At 37.3% G+C, this 15,142-nt stretch carries 8 protein-coding genes and 1 pseudogene; all 9 read left to right on the top strand.

Features of this window, described 5'->3' with window-relative positions:
• Positions 1–61 precede the first annotated feature (61 nt).
• The gene (gene bshC / locus BELBA_RS06560) at positions 62–1,630 is read left to right on the top strand and encodes a bacillithiol biosynthesis cysteine-adding enzyme BshC (RefSeq protein WP_014771954.1); all 1,569 of its coding nucleotides are present in this window, start codon (positions 62–64) and stop codon (positions 1,628–1,630) included.
• Positions 1,623–2,189, top strand: a complete 567-nt coding sequence (locus tag BELBA_RS06565) for a 5-formyltetrahydrofolate cyclo-ligase (RefSeq protein WP_014771955.1) — start codon at positions 1,623–1,625, stop codon at positions 2,187–2,189. The genes bshC and BELBA_RS06565 overlap by 8 nt, the downstream gene beginning before the upstream one ends.
• 34 nt (positions 2,190–2,223) lie before the next feature.
• Positions 2,224–2,706: a hypothetical protein gene (locus tag BELBA_RS06570; RefSeq protein WP_014771956.1), complete on the top strand. Its 483-nt coding sequence runs from the start codon at positions 2,224–2,226 to the stop codon at positions 2,704–2,706.
• Between the two features lie 290 nt (positions 2,707–2,996).
• Complete coding sequence (locus BELBA_RS20390) at positions 2,997–3,764, top strand: TonB-dependent receptor plug domain-containing protein (RefSeq protein WP_342626397.1); 768 nt, start codon at positions 2,997–2,999, stop codon at positions 3,762–3,764.
• A 15-nt stretch (positions 3,765–3,779) separates the two neighbouring features.
• Positions 3,780–5,993, top strand: a pseudogene (locus BELBA_RS06575) (SusC/RagA family TonB-linked outer membrane protein); the annotation flags it as partial.
• Between the two features lie 12 nt (positions 5,994–6,005).
• Positions 6,006–7,370 (top strand): RagB/SusD family nutrient uptake outer membrane protein, encoded by a 1,365-nt coding sequence (locus BELBA_RS06580; RefSeq protein ID WP_014771957.1) that lies wholly within the window; start codon positions 6,006–6,008, stop codon positions 7,368–7,370.
• 200 nt (positions 7,371–7,570) lie between these two features.
• Positions 7,571–10,657, top strand: coding sequence for a SusC/RagA family TonB-linked outer membrane protein (locus tag BELBA_RS06585; protein WP_014771958.1), 3,087 nt, complete (start codon positions 7,571–7,573; stop codon positions 10,655–10,657).
• Between the two features lie 5 nt (positions 10,658–10,662).
• On the top strand, positions 10,663–12,024 hold the full coding sequence (locus tag BELBA_RS06590) for a RagB/SusD family nutrient uptake outer membrane protein (RefSeq protein ID WP_014771959.1): 1,362 nt from the start codon (positions 10,663–10,665) through the stop codon (positions 12,022–12,024).
• A gap of 302 nt (positions 12,025–12,326) precedes the next feature.
• A complete protein-coding gene (locus BELBA_RS06595; protein WP_014771960.1) occupies positions 12,327–15,125 on the top strand; it encodes a 2-oxoglutarate dehydrogenase E1 component in 2,799 nt (932 codons plus the stop codon).
• The last annotated feature ends 17 nt before the right edge of the window (positions 15,126–15,142 follow it).

Consider the following 15,142-nt stretch of genomic DNA (forward strand, 5'->3'; position numbering starts at 1 on the left):
ATTTTGTAAACAAGTTTATTGAACTTGTACTGATAAACATCATTTTCAACCCGATATTTCCATGATCAAGGCAACAGTAGACCCAGCTTGTACAGGCCAATTCTCACAATTATTTTTAGATTATATCCAAGAAAAACCAGAATTAAGAGATTTTTACAATCAATACCCTAGAATTGAAAATTTCGGGAAGTTGATAGAAAATAAAAGATTCACTGCTGAAAAAAGAGAAATTCTGGTTCAATCACTGAAAAGCCAATATCAAAAAATAGACCTCTCAGATGATTTTGCAAAACAGATCGAAAGTCTTGGGAAGGAGAATACATTCACAGTTACCACAGGGCATCAGCTCAATTTATTTACTGGGCCACTATATTTTATTTATAAGATTGTATCTACGATCAATTTGGCCAAACAGCTGGGAGACAAATACCCTAAGCATCATTTTGTACCAGTTTATTGGATGGCAACAGAAGATCATGATTTTGACGAGATCAATTATTTCAAACTTGATGGGAAAAAGTATCAATGGAATTCGGATCAAAGTGGCGCAGTAGGAGATTTTGAGTTAGACAAAACTTTTGTGGAATTTATGAAGTCGGTGAGTTTTGCTCCGGATTTTTTCAAAGAAGCATATTCAAGTTCAAAAACGCTGGCTGAGGCTGTAAGAAAATATGTTCATCATCTATTTGGTGAAAAAGGGCTTGTAATCGTTGATGGAAATGATGCAGAACTGAAAAAACTTTTTATTCCTGTCATAGAACAAGACATTTTAACGGGCGTGGCTAACGAGAAAGCTCAGAAGCAAACAGATAAACTGGAAGCTTTGGGCTACAAAAGTCAGATTTTCCCAAGAGAAATCAATTTTTTCTACATGGAAAAAGGAATCCGAGAAAGAATTGAGAAGCGGGATAATAGGTATTATGTGTTAGATACGGAGTTGGAGTTTGAGGAGGAAGAGATTAAAACTTTGATTCAAAACAGCCCAGAGAAGTTTAGTCCCAATGTGGTGTTGAGACCATTGTATCAGGAAATGATTTTGCCCAACCTTGCCTATTTGGGAGGACCTGCTGAGGTGATTTATTGGCTACAACTTAAGGGTGTATTTGATCATTTTGGAGAAGTATTTCCAGCGGTGATGCCAAGAAACTTTGCTTTAGTTTTAGATTCATTGACTGTCAAAAAAATGGATTCTTTGAATCTTAAGAATGAAGATTTATTCTGTGATTATATAACCTGGAAGAAAAATTTTGTTGCAGAAAAATCAAGTTTGGATATTTTTCTAAAAGAAGAAAAAGAAAAGCTTTCACAAATTTTTGAAGCAGCAGGAAGCGAGGCTTCAGAGGTTGATCAAAGCTTGAAATCTGCCTATGAAGCTGCAAAAGTCCGAGTAAGTAAAATTATGGACCATCTTTCCGGAAAAGTGAGAAAAGCTGAAGAAAGAAGATTAAGGATTGAAATTGGCAGAATGGATGCGATAAAAGCAAATATCAATCCAAATGGTAGTCCTCAGGAAAGGGTTGAGAATTTCATGAAATTCTATCTCGAAAACCCGAATTTCATTGAGGAATTGTTTGCATTATTTGATCCGTTTGATTTTAACTTTATGATTTTGAAGCCTGAAAATGACTAAAGAAGAAATTCGAATACTATTTAAAGAAAAGCGAAAACAGCTTAAGGAGGAAGAGATCGAAAGCCTATCTACTCAGATTCGACAAAGAGTCCGTGATTTTTTAAATGACAGAAAGCAACTTTGTCATATCCATCTTTTTTTGCCTATTTTGAAATTAAAAGAAGTCAATATATTTCCTTTGATAGATGAACTTCTTCTAGGAGGATACGAATTATATACGTCGATTTTGGATACAAAATCAGGAGTTTTGGAAACAGTTTGCCTAACCGACATTCAGGATTTAGATCATGATTCCTGGGGCATTCCTATTCCACGTCAAAAACAAGTGGTTTCTACAGATCCAATACAATTGGTTTTGATACCCTTATTGGCATGTGACAAAAATGGCAATAGAATTGGTTATGGGAAGGGTTATTATGATGGATTTTTAAGTACCCTGCAGTCAGATGTTTTGAAAGTAGGTTTAAATTTTTTTAATCCAATCGATCAAATTGAATCAGAATGGCACGATATTCTCTTGGATGTATGTATCACGCCCTCAGAGGTGTTTTTATTCTGATTATTTGATATATTTATTCAAAACAACACACGAAATGAAAAAAGTTATTTACACACTAATCCTATTTGCCTTTTTGTCATTAGGAAATGAGGCTTTAGCGCAAGGTTATAATACCGGAATAGGTCTTAGAGCAGGTTCTGGTAACGGTCTTACTGTGAAGCATTTTATAAGCCAAAAGGCTGCATTAGAAGGTATCCTTTATACCCGTTGGAGAGGATTAATCGTTGGTGGACTATATGAAGTTCACAATGATATTCGCGAAGTTCAAGGGCTTCAGTGGTTTTATGGTGGTGGAGCTCATTTGGGTACTTGGAATGCCAATAGAGGTAATACACCTTGGGGTGAACCAAATAGAAGTTATACCGTATTCGGGCTAGATGCAATTATTGGTTTGGATTACAAATTTCAAGATGCTCCAGTGAACTTATCCTTAGATTATAAGCCTGCTTTCAATTTCTCAGGTTATAATGGTTGGTGGGGTGATGAAGTAGCCTTATCAATAAGATTCACTTTCTAAAATTTAAAATATTGCAATTGTCAAAAGCCGTAGAATTAATTCTATGGCTTTTTTTATTAAACGTTGCTTTAAAAGACTTCTGCTTTTTCAAAAAAGAAAATATTTTCAAAAAATTCTAAATAAAAAGATATTCATTTGAATTATGAAAAATGAATCGTGCATTATTTTTTTTGTTTAACAGCTTCTTTTTAATGATTAATCTATTTTTTGAGTCGATCTAACCCCCAATTGATTATTTGTAATTTCATTAAATTAAGCAATATTTACAAGGTACAACCATTAATTTCAAAATGAAAAAGCAATTACTACTTGTTATATTACTTTTGTTAACTAATTATGCTGAAGTTTTTTCACAACAACAGAAAGTTGAAGGCTTTGTAAAATCAAATCAAGATTTTTTGCCTATTTATGGTGCAAGTATTTCAATAAAAGGAACAACCCGGGGAGTGATTTCGGATTTGGATGGAAGATATTCTATTCAAGCAGACGCAAGTGAAACTTTAGTGTTTTCATTTGTTGGTTTTGTTTCCAAAGAATTTATTGTTGGAAAAAACTCAAATATTGAGGTAATATTAGAAACAATTGATAAAGAAATTGAGGTTCAGGTAGGCTATGATAGTCAGATGAAAGGCGACCTAACGGGAAATATTGCTTCAGTAAAAGGAGCAGATTTGGCAACTATCCCTGTTCCGAATTTCCAAGAAGCACTTCATGGTAGAATGGCAGGTGTTTTTGTTGAATCTTCCAGTGGTAAATTGGGTGAAGGGGTGAAAATCAGAGTGAGAGGTACTACTTCTATTTCTGGTGGTAATGACCCTCTTTACGTCATCGATGGTTTACCAATGACTTCATCGGGAGGTATTGGTTTATATAATCCACTCTCAGATATCAACTTTAATGATGTAGAGTCATTTGAAGTATTGAAGGATGCTTCTGCAGCAGCCATTTATGGTGCTCGAGCAGCCAATGGGGTTGTTTTGATTACAACAAAATCTGGTACTAAAGGAAAAACTAAGTTCAACGTAGGCATTCAAAGAGGGGTATCTTCTCCGACTTGATTAAGAGAATTCCTCAATGCAGAAGAATTTGTGGAGTTAATGAGAGAATCTGGAAGTAATGTTGATGATTTGGAACTTGTTGAATCAAGACTTGATAGATATTCAGGCTGGTCTGATTGGAGAACCAATGAAACAGACACTGATTGGCAAAAGCAAGCTTTCAATCCCGATGCAGGAACTACAAATGTGAATTTCTCAGCTGCTGGGGGTGATGAAAAAACAAGATTCTACTTTAGTGGAGCTTATGATAATCAAACTGGAATTCTAATCAGAAATGACTTCGAGAGAACTTCAGGTAGATTGAATCTTGATCATAAAGTGACTGAAAGATTTACTTTGGGTGCGAATTTTGGATTGAGTAGAACTCAAAATAATAGGTTGTCTGATGATAACCAATTTAACAACCCAATTCAATTGGTTGCATTAGCACCGATTACACCGATTAGAGATTTGGATGGGCAGCTTTATGATAGACCAACAGCGACGTATTATAATAACTTGATCGATTCAGAAAATGCAAGTTGGTTGAATACTTCATTTAGAAATATCACCAATATTTTTGGGGAATATAAGTTGAGAGAAGATTTAAAATTTAGATCAGAATTTGGTGTTGACATTTTCAATCAAAATGAAGAGCAGTTTTTCGGTTCAAGAACTAACTTGGGACTTTCTACGAATGGCTTTGGTCGATCTAGATGGACTAGGATTTTCAACTACAATACGAACAACTATTTTACTTATACCAAAGTATTTGCTGAGAAACATGATTTTGAAGCAGTGGCTGGGATGTCATTCCAGAAATCTGATCAGTATTTTACTTTTGTAGAAGGACAAGAATTTCCTTTGGATGAATTAAGAACCTTGGCTTCGGCAGCTGAAATTATCGGAGGCTCTTCCACAGTTACTAATTTCACTTTCTTATCTTATTTTTCTAGGATCAACTATAAGTATGCTGATAAGTATTTGGCTACTTTAAGTGCGAGAGTGGATGGATCTTCGAGATTTGGGGAGAACAACAAATATGGTTTCTTCCCTGCGGCATCCGTTGGCTGGTTGGTGTCAGAAGAAAGTTTCTTAAAAGGAAATAGTAAGTTGAGTCTCTTGAAAGTAAGAGGTTCATATGGTCTAACGGGTAATGCTGAAATTGGAAACTTTGATCATTTGGGACTTTTTGGTTCTTCTTCGTATGCATTGATTCCAGGTTTGATACCTTCTCAGATTCCAAATCCTAATTTGACTTGGGAAAAAACTGCTCAACTAGATTTGGGAATTGAATTCGCCTTATTCAATGATAGAATTACGGGGGAATTGGATTTCTATGACAAAAACACCACTGACCTTCTTTTGAATGTGCCTGTACCTGCTACTTCTGGATTCAACATCCAAAGACAGAATATTGGTAGAATGCAGAACTATGGTTTTGAAGTAGTTTTAAATTCTGTCAATGTTGCTAAGCAGAATTTTACTTGGAATACATCTTTCAACTTTGCTAGAAATATCAATAGAGTGAGAGAATTAGCACCTGGTCAGGAATCGATTCCACCTTCTTCTTCAAGATTCTTAAATGGAGTATTTATTGGACAATCCATTGGTGTATTCTATGGCCCAGCTTATGCAGGAGTAGATCCTGCAAATGGAGATGCATTATACTATTCTAATGCTGAAAAAACAGAAACTACCAATAATTACAATGATGCTGAGAGAATGTTTGTAGGTGATCCTAATCCGAGATTTTTTGGTGGATTGACCAATAACATGACTTTTGGCGACTTTGATTTGAGTATTTTATTTCAAGGGGTATTTGGGAATGATATCTATGATGGAGGTGGAGGTTTCTTCGCTGCCAATGGTGATTGGTTCGACAATTCCACAAAAGATCAGTTGAACAGATGGCAAAATCCAGGTGATATAACTGATATACCACAAGCAAGGCTTGGAGAGTGTAATGGTTGTAATGCTTCAAGCAGATATATATCTGACGGTAGCTATGTAAGGTTAAGAACTTTGACACTTGGATATTCCATCCCAAAAACTTCTTTGGAAAGGTTCAAATTGAGCTCAATGAGAGTATTCTTTACAGGACAAAACTTACTGACGTTCACCAAGTATAAAGGATGGGATCCAGAAGTAAATGCTGATTACCTAGCCAGTAACGTGTTCCAAGGCAATGATTTCTATTCAGCGCCTCAGGCAAAAACATTCTCTCTTGGTATTAATGTTGGATTTTAATTAAGAAAGAAGATGAAAAAATATATAATAACAGGACTAATTAGTTTGACAGCAATTTTCAGTAGTTGTGATGATCAACTCTTTCAGACGCCTTTTCAAAGTATAGATCAAAATTTGGCATTGAATAGTGATGCAAATGTCAAAAGTGTTTTGATAGGTGCATATGGAGAGATGAGAGGCGTGTCGCTTTATGGAGGAAGGTTACAGCTTTTTTCTGAAATGCTCGGCGCAAATAGCGAAGTGAGATGGGAAGGTACTTTCAATCAGCCAAGAGAAATGTTCAACAAACAAATCTTTGTAAACAACTCTTTTGTAGAAGGCACATGGGCAGCAGCTTATAGAGCAATTAATATTTCAAATAACGTACTTTCTGCACTCGATGTAGTGAATGAAGCAGATAGAGCACGAATTGAAGGCGAAGCCCTTTTTATTAGAGGCTCCATGTATTTTGAGTTGATCAAGCTTTATGCTCAGCCATTTACAAGTGGCAATACAACAACCAATCTTGGCGTTCCATTGATTTTAACTCCTACCAGAGCGATCACAGAAGAGAATTTTGTTTCTAGAAATACTGTAGCAGAAGTTTATCAGCAAATCCTAGATGATTTGAATAGAGCAGAATCACTTCTACCTCCTGTAAATAGCTTTCTAGCACGAAATTATGTTGCTGCGGCACAGCTTTCAAGAGTTTATCTTCAAATGGAAAGTTTCGCAGATGCTAGAGATGCCGCTAATAGAGCGATCAATACTGCTACTACGAATGGGAAAAGCTTGGTGCCGGTATTTATGAATGCTTTCAACACTGACAATGACTCTCAGGAAGATTTGTTTACTATTCAAGTCAATACCCAGGATCCTGCTAATGACATGTTCTTGTTCTACTCCTTGCCTCAGTTTGGTGCAAGAGGTGGAGATGTAGCGATACTTTCTCAGCATATAGCACAATACGAGGCTGACGATGACAGATTGGATCAATTCTTCTTTGATGCAGGTGAGGAAAGAACTGCAAAGTGGAGAGATCAATTTAAGAATGTGAAAGTAATTCGCTTGGCAGAATTGTACTTGACTCGAGCAGAGGCAAATCTGAGAGAAGGGACTGCTATTGGTGCTACTCCACTTGAAGATGTGAATAGAATTAGAACTAGAGTTGATTTACTTCCATTACTTAGTGTTACTGTAGCGGATATTTTGAGAGAAAGAAAGCTTGAGTTGGCACACGAAGGTCATGCGATTCATGATGTGAAAAGGACTCGTGGTTCGGTGACAGAAGGAAATACCACTTATCAATTTAATGATCCTAGGATGGTATTCCCGATTCCACAGAGAGAGATGGATGCCAATCCGAATTTGGTACAGAACCAAGGGTATGGAGGGTAATTAAAATAAATTGAAACAATAAGAGAAGAGGCTTGTTACAGACAGGCCTCTTTTTTTATTTTATTATAAGTAAAATTTGCATAATTAAATTTTATAATTCAGTCCATCCACTATAATAATATAACGTTTATCATTTTTTTTTTGAATTGTAAACTATTTTTCCAATATTTGAAGGCTAAAAAAAATAAATCAACTATTGTATGAGAAAAGTATTACTAATCATTTTGTCGCTTTTCGCTTTTTCCTTCCATGGGGAGGTTTGGGCGCAGCAGCGACAGGTAACAGGTACAGTAATCTCGGCAGAAGATAACCTTCCCTTGCCGGGAGTGAATATTCGTATCAAAGGTACCACGAGAGGTGCGATTACGGATATCGATGGAAAGTATTCCATCCAAGCTTCTGAGAACGAGACATTGGTCTATTCCTTTGTGGGATTTCTTTCTCAAGAAGCAGCTGTAGGAAATAGGTCTACTATAGACATCACGCTACAATTAGACTCTAAAACCTTGAGTGAAGTAGTCGTTGTTGGTTATGGAAGTGTGGAGAAAAAAGAATTAACAGGATCTGTTGGTCAGTTAAATGCCGCTATTATTAAGGACGTCCCTGCACTCGGTGTAGATCAAGCTTTGCAAGGTCGTATAGCAGGTGTACAGATTACTCAAAATGCTGGTACTCCAGGTGCTGGTATTTCTGTTAGGGTGAGAGGTTCATCTTCTATTTCTGCTTCCAATCAGCCTTTATTTGTAATAGATGGCGTACCAATGACCACGGGAGATCCTTCTCAACTTGGTTTTGGTGGACAGTCATCGAATGCTTTAGCTGACTTGAATCCAAATGACATCGAGTCTATGGAAGTATTGAAAGATGCTGCTGCTGCTGCGATCTATGGCTCAAGAGCTGCCAATGGTGTGGTTTTGATTACTACCAAGAGAGGTGCAGATCAGAAAACACAGGTAAACTTGAATGTATATGGCGGTACACAACAATTGTGGAATGAGCCAAGATTCTTGGATAGAAATGGTTACTTGGATTTGTTCAAAGATGCCTTTGCAGAGGATTTCTTCGGTGTTCCTTCTTCTGAAATTTCTGATGAAGAGATCTTAGATTTCTATTATGGAGGCTTGCCTTATGGAGATGATGTCAATACCAATTGGGTGAGAGAAGTAACCAGGTCAGCTCCTATTCAAAACTATGAATTGAGTATCAGTGGAGGTAATGAAAAGACAAAGTACTACATTTCGGGTAACTACTTCGATCAACAAGGTACAGTGATCAATTCAAGTTATTCTAGGATGTCAACTAGGTTCAACCTAGATCATAAAATCAATGACAGATTTGAAATTTCATTCAACTCGGGTATCAGTAGAGCGGTTCAAAACAGGATCGTTTCAGATAATACTTTGAATGGTCCTTTTGCAAACTCACTTGCCGCCTCACCATTGTGGCCAGTATTTGAAGAAGATGGTTCATATACAAGACCACAATTCTTCTATTCAAATCCAGTAGCTGTGGGAACCGAAAATGATGATGAAAATCAATCCATCAGAATTTTCACTAATGCTTTGGCAAAATATAAAGTAAATGAAGGTTTGAATTTCAATGTTAGAGTTGGTGCTGATGTTTTAAACTTTTCTGAGAGAAGATATACACCTGATAACTATCCAGGATCTTCTTCTACAGCAGAAGGAGGATCTGGTTCTTTCTCTACTTTCAATCCTATCAAATGGGTAGCTGAAGCATTTGTGGACTATTCGAAAGTTTTTGACGGTGGTCATAGCTTAAATTTAGTAGTAGGTCACAACAGAGAGGAAAACTTGATATCATCTTCATCTGTAAGAGGAATTCAGTTTCCAGGAGATAGATTTAGATATATTGGAGCAGCTGCTTTGGTAAATGAAGGTTCCAATAATTTTGTTGGCTGGGGATTAGAGTCATACTTTGGTCGAGTTAATTACAGCTACAAAGAAAGATACTTATTCAGCTCTTCATTTAGAGCAGATGCATCTTCGAGATTTGGTCCTAATAATAGATGGGGGTATTTCCCATCGGTTTCAGCAGGCTGGAGAATCAATGAGGAAGCCTTTATGCAAGACTTGGATGTGTTTTCAGACTTGAAAATTAGAGGTAGCTTTGGTTTGACAGGAAATCAAGAGATTGGTAACTTTTCTTGGAGAGGTCTAGTAGGATCAGGAAATTATTTGGGTTCACCTTCTATTGTACCAGTTCAGCTAGGTAATCCTGATTTGAAGTGGGAAAACACTGCTCAGACTGATATTGGATTGGATGTTGGTTTATTCAACGGACGTTTGACTTTGGTAGCTGATTATTATTACAAAAAGACTACTGATTTGCTTTTTGCAAGACCTATTCCTACCCAAAATGGTTATGGTTCGTTCCAATCAAACGTAGGATCTGTAGAGAACAAAGGTTGGGAATTTACTGTATCCACGGTTAATATTGATAGACCAAATGGGTTGAATTGGAGAACAGATCTTAATTTGACTTTCAATAGAAATAAAATTCTAGAACTATACAATGGTGAAGATGTATTTTATGGGTTTGGAGGCAATTCTATCGTCTTGAGAGAAGGTCAGCCTATAGGTACATTCTATGGATTTATATCTGACGGAGTTTTTGCTACCCAAGCGGATGTTCCAGAATCAAGACAAGAGTTTGGAATTAGAGCAGGGGATATGAACTATAGAGATATCAACGGTGATGGGATAATCACTGATGATGACTTTACGGTAATTGGTAATGCCCAGCCGAAATTTTTCGGAGGATTTACCAATAGTATTAGTTATAAAGGCTTCGATGCTCAAGTATTCATGCAGTTTTCTTATGGAAATGATATCTGGAATGCAGCAGGATCATTCCAAGAGGGTATGTTTGCTAATTTCTTCGATGACAACAACAAAGCTACAGTAGAAGGAAGATGGAGATCAGAGGAGCAGCCTGGAAATGGATCTATGCCAAGAGCAGCTTATGATGTATCTGCAAATAGAAACAATCAATCAAATACATCTAGATTTATTGAGGATGGATCGTACCTAAGGGTTAAAAACCTTGTTATCGGTTATAGACTTCCTGCGGATGTATTGGAGAGAGTGAAGTTAAGAAGTGTTAGGTTCTATGCACAAGCTCAAAACCTATTGACTTTCACCAACTACTCTGGATTTGACCCTGAAGTAAACTTCGCTGGTACTTCAAATACAACGATTGGTGTAGATTTCTACACTTTCCCGCAGCCTAGAACTTATACATTTGGTGTTAACATAGGATTTTAATCAATATGAAAAGATTTAATATATATAACTACTTGGTTGTCCTGCTGCTGTTAGTCGGTGTGTCTTGTGATACACTAGAACAGGAGCCTGTAAACCAAATTGATGTTGATGGTGCAATCACCACCAATAGAAATGCGCAATTGGCTTTAGCAGGTATTTACAATGCCATGCAAAGTGGAAACTACTATGGTTTAAGATACTTGTATTATCAGGATGTATACACAGATAATCTTGAACATGCAGGTACATTCCCCACCGATCAAGAAGTAAGTAATAAGAGAATTAACCCTTCAAACTTACAAATGAGAAGTACTTGGCAAACCATGTATGGTGCGATAAGAAATGCAAATTTTGTAATCTTCTCTGCACCGAATATTGAAAATATCACTGATGCACAAAGGTTAGCAATTATCGCTGAAGCAAGATTCTTAAGAGCTTTTGTTTACTTTGATATGCTTAGAGTATTCGGTGGTGTTCCTATCGTTGAGGATTTCATAGCAGATACAGAAAGCTTGAATTTTGCTCCAAGAGCTTCTTCTCAAGAAATGTATCAGTTTATCATTGATGATTTGACATTTGCAGAGCAAAATATAGGTAATACACCTAGTGCCCCATTTAGAGCAAGAAGATTCGCAGCTACAGCTTTGCTAGCAAGAGTATATTTACAGCAAGGCAACAATGCTTTGGCAGCTCAGAAGGCTTCTGAGGTTATCAACTCAGGTGTATACACGCTACAGTCTTCTTACGCAGACATCTTCAGAATCAAGGGAAACAATGAAATGATCCTTGAGTTGAATTTCACCAATGTATCAGGAGATCAAAATACTTTGGCTATTTCTTCAGATCCAGCTACTGGTGGACAGAAGTTTTATTTAAGACCTGATTTCTTCAGCCTTTTCCAAGCTTCAGGCAATAATGGAGATGTAAGATTTGCAGCTTCTGTATTATCCGCTAGTAATAGATTGAGAGTAGTAAAATACTTCCGATCGGCTACCAATGATGACAATGTTCCTTTGATCAGACTTGCAGAGATGTTTATGATCAGAGCGGAAGCAAATGCTAGAGCTGCTGGTACTGGCTTGTTGACCAACACGCAGATCATAGACGATATTAATGTCATCAGAAATAGAGCAGGTCTATCCAGTCTTTTGCTTACTGATTTATTGACGAATGAAGCAGCTTTGACTGAAATTCTTCAGCAAAGAAGACTTGAGTTTGCTTTTGAAGGTCATAGATACACTGATATGCAAAGATTTGGCATCATAGGGAACCTTTTCCCTGCCAATGAACAATTTAGAGTGATTTGGCCAATACCACTTCAAGAGATTGAGGTGAATGATAACCTTGTCCAAAATGATGGATACTAATCTTTGATTTTACACTTTAAAAAGGCGCCAATCGGCGCCTTTTTTATTTTTCATTCACACAATGAGCTATATCTCGCTAATCATTATAGTTACTCTTTTTCCTTATTTTAATTTGTTTTATCCTACCAATCCATAGAAAATTTTACTTATCGGCATACTGTTTATTTGATTCTCGAGAAAATTCTGAATCATGTTTTGAGTGTCTATTGATAAGATAATCAATAATATTTGGATAAACGAATAAACAGTTTTCAATTAAAAACAATCCTCAGTACATTTGTGTCATTAGCAAAAACTCAATCATGGATAAATATTCCTATATCGCCAATGCACATGTAGCCTACATAGATGAGCTATATGCAGAATACAAGAACAATCCCGAGTCTGTTGATCCAAGTTGGAAGACATTTTTTGATGGTTTTGAATTTGCCATCACTCAATATGGAGAGGATGAAAACGGTGGAGCGCAAGTTACCAATATTTCGAGCAGCCAACCTGCAGCCAATGGCTCACTTGCTACACGCGGTACCATCATGGATATGGAGCAACTGCCGAAGGAAATCAAAGTAAGGGCCTTGATTCACGCTCACAGATCTAGAGCCCATCTTCGTTCAAAAACAAACCCTGTAAGGGAAAGAAGAGATAGGAAAGCATTGATTGATTTGGAAGATTTTGGTTTGGATCAAAATGATTTGAACACGGAATTTCAGGCAGGAAATGAGATTGGAATAGGGGCAGCTAAGCTTTCTAAAATCATTGAATCTCTTAAAACGATCTATGAAGGCCCAATGGGATTTGAGTATCTCTATATCAGAGATCCTGAGATGTTGGATTGGTTGAAGACTAAAATTGAAAAAGAAGCACTTTCTTTCAATCCTCCAACAGAAGAAAAGAAAAGAATACTTTCTAAACTCAACGAAGCAGTTGTTTTCGAAAACTTCTTACATACCAAATATCTTGGACAGAAAAGATTTTCCCTTGAAGGTGGTGAAAGCACAATTCCATTTTTGGATGCAGTCATCAATAAAGGTGCCCAATTAGGAGTAGAGGAAGTCATGATTGGTATGGCACACAGAGGAAGATTAAATGTCCTTGCCAACATCATGGGAAAAACATACGAACAAATTTTCTCAGAATTTGAAGGAACGGCGAAGCCTGACCTGACCATGGGTGATGGTGATGTGAAGTATCACATGGGCTATTCTAGTGATATCACCACCCAAGATGATAAGAAGGTCAACTTAAAGCTAGCTCCAAACCCGTCTCACTTAGAGGCGGTTAATCCTGTTGTAGAAGGTTTTATAAGAGCAAAAATTGATTCCCAACATCAAGGAGATTCTACCAAAGCACTTCCAATTCTTATTCATGGTGATGCGGCTGTTGCCGGTCAAGGGATAGTATATGAAGTTACCCAAATGGCAGGCTTGAAAGGCTACAATACTGGTGGGACTATTCATTTTGTGATCAACAACCAAGTTGGTTTTACGACTGATTTTGATGATGCCAGATCATCCATTTACTGTACAGATGTAGCCAAAATCATTGACGCACCTGTGATTCACGTGAATGGAGATGATGCAGAAGCAGTAGTTTTTGCAGCAAGATTGGCAGCAGAATTCCGTCAAAAATTCAGAAAGGATATTTTTATTGACATGGTCTGCTACCGTCGTCATGGTCATAATGAATCTGACGAACCGAAATTTACGCAGCCAGAGCTTTATAATATCATTTCTAAGCATTCAAACCCAAGAGAGATTTATGTAAAGAGACTTTCTGAAAGAGGGGATCTTGATGCAAAAATTGCCAAGCAGATGGATGCTGAGTTTAGGCAATTGCTTCAGGATAGATTGAATATGGTGAAGGAAAAACCTCTTCCGTATCAATTTACCAAGTTTGAGAAGGAGTGGCAATCACTTAGAAGATCAACACCTGAGGATTTTGAGCAATCTCCGGACACTTCCATTTCTCAAGATTTTATCGAAAAAGTAGCTGATGCGATCACACACGTCCCAAAAGGTTTCAAGCCTATCAAGCAAATTGATATTCAGCTGAAACAAAGAAAAGACATGTTTTTCAATGCTAAATCATTGAACTGGGCTTCTGCTGAGTTACTGGCTTATGGTTCTTTGCTTTTGGAAGGGAAGACTGTTAGGTTGACTGGTCAGGATGTTCAGAGAGGTACATTTTCTCACAGACATGCAGTAGTACATGACTCTACGACCAACAAGCCTTACAATTTCCTCAAGGAAATGAAGGATAGCAAGGGTCAATTTTCCATCTACAATTCACTCCTATCAGAATATGCAGTATTAGGATTCGAATATGGCTATGCAATGGCAAGCCCAAATTCGCTAGCGATATGGGAAGCGCAATTTGGAGATTTCGCTAATGGTGCACAGACTATGATTGATCAGTTTATCTCTTCTGGAGAATCTAAGTGGCAAAAAATGAATGGTTTGGTCATGCTTCTTCCTCACGGATACGAAGGTCAAGGACCGGAACACTCTAATGCTCGCCCGGAGAGATTTTTGCAGCTTTCTGCGGAGTATAATATGGTTGTAGCAAACATTACCGAGCCTTCCAATTTCTTCCACTTATTGAGAAGACAAATGGCATGGGAATTTAGAAAGCCATGTATCGTGATGTCACCAAAATCACTTTTGAGACATCCGAAGGTTGTTTCTCCAATTGAAGAATTCACCTCAGGTAGTTTTAGAGAAATAATTTTAGACAATACTGTCAAGGCTAAAGATGTGAGGCGCGTCCTTCTTTGTTCTGGGAAAATCTACTATGATCTTGAAGAAATGAGAGAAAAGGAAAAAGTAAAAGACGTAGCCATCATTAGAATTGAGCAACTCCATCCGCTTCCTAAAAAGCAAATGACCGAAGCCTTGAAAGCTTACAAAGATGCCGAGATCGTATGGGTTCAGGAAGAGCCAGAAAATATGGGATATTGGAATTACATTTTAAGGATGCTATATAAAGAGCTTCCAATGGATGTTATTGCACGAAAAATGAGTGCTTCCCCAGCTACAGGCTACAACAAAGTCCATGTAGAAGAGCAATTAAATATTGTTAAAAAAGCATTAAAACTTTCATAAAAACCCCTAGCCAGCTT

The organism is Belliella baltica DSM 15883, assembly GCF_000265405.1.
In the GTDB taxonomy this organism is placed as follows: domain Bacteria; phylum Bacteroidota; class Bacteroidia; order Cytophagales; family Cyclobacteriaceae; genus Belliella; species Belliella baltica.

Coding starts and splice junctions, on each gene's coding strand:
- bshC (WP_014771954.1), top strand. CDS start 62: ATGATCAAGGCAACAGTAGACCCAGCTTGTACAGGCCAATTCTCACAA.
- BELBA_RS20390 (WP_342626397.1), top strand. CDS start 2,997: ATGAAAAAGCAATTACTACTTGTTATATTACTTTTGTTAACTAATTAT.
- BELBA_RS06595 (WP_014771960.1), top strand. CDS start 12,327: ATGGATAAATATTCCTATATCGCCAATGCACATGTAGCCTACATAGAT.
- BELBA_RS06590 (WP_014771959.1), top strand. CDS start 10,663: ATGAAAAGATTTAATATATATAACTACTTGGTTGTCCTGCTGCTGTTA.
- BELBA_RS06580 (WP_014771957.1), top strand. CDS start 6,006: ATGAAAAAATATATAATAACAGGACTAATTAGTTTGACAGCAATTTTC.
- BELBA_RS06585 (WP_014771958.1), top strand. CDS start 7,571: ATGAGAAAAGTATTACTAATCATTTTGTCGCTTTTCGCTTTTTCCTTC.
- BELBA_RS06570 (WP_014771956.1), top strand. CDS start 2,224: ATGAAAAAAGTTATTTACACACTAATCCTATTTGCCTTTTTGTCATTA.
- BELBA_RS06565 (WP_014771955.1), top strand. CDS start 1,623: ATGACTAAAGAAGAAATTCGAATACTATTTAAAGAAAAGCGAAAACAG.